At 58.7% G+C, this 680-nt stretch carries 1 protein-coding gene; it reads right to left on the bottom strand.

The features are described from left to right. Positions 1 to 519 (bottom strand): GNAT family N-acetyltransferase (locus tag ACSVIE_RS21085; RefSeq protein WP_442425157.1); only part of this gene is annotated, 519 nt, incomplete at its 3' end. Between the last annotated feature and the right edge of the window lie 161 nt (positions 520 to 680).

Raw genomic sequence — 680 nt, 5'->3', positions numbered from 1 at the left:
CCTGTTGCGCAGTGCCGTTAGAACAGCGGCATGAACATCCGCCACGGCAGAACATTCACCACGAACCGTGAAGAGCCCAGAAGCCACTCCTATCCGGTCGAAACCGTTACGCTTCAGGACTCTTTGCGAGGCAACATTATGGAGCAAAGTGCCGGCCTGCACTCGGTGAAGACCCAACTCATCACGGGCCATCGCCGCGACCGATGAAACAGCAGCCGAAGCTACACCGTTGCCGGTCTGGGCGTAGTCCACCCAGTAGCCGAGGTTTGCGCTGAGGAAGGGACCTCTGACTATCCCGGTCAAGGTAGCCATGCCTATTGGCTTATCCTGCAGTGTGATCACCCAAGGCACCTCGGAACCGGCCTCGAACTGTTCCAGCTTGGATGCGAGGACAGCTTTCTGTCCGGTCAAGCTATAGAAGCTGGCATCCCTCCGCGGTTCCCAAGGCGACAGGTGTGCGGCATTCCTGGTGTACAGGTCTGCGAGGGCAAGCGCATCCTCCAAGAGGACTGGCCTCATATGAAAAGCCCCCGGATGGCCTCCGCCATCCAACAAGTTCAACTCTCTGGAAAGATCCACTCCGAGAGCCTACCCTCAGCAGGTGGTTAATGTGGGAGACCCCCCAACGTGGTTGGGGGGTCTCGACCTGAATGGTTGTCCGGCGGTGTCCTACTCTCCCA

This window comes from Paenarthrobacter sp. NCHU4564, assembly GCF_052156435.1.
Lineage (GTDB): Bacteria > Actinomycetota > Actinomycetes > Actinomycetales > Micrococcaceae > Arthrobacter.
Note: the sequence above shows the minus strand (reverse complement) of the source record. Positions and strands in the feature narration are given on the sequence as shown.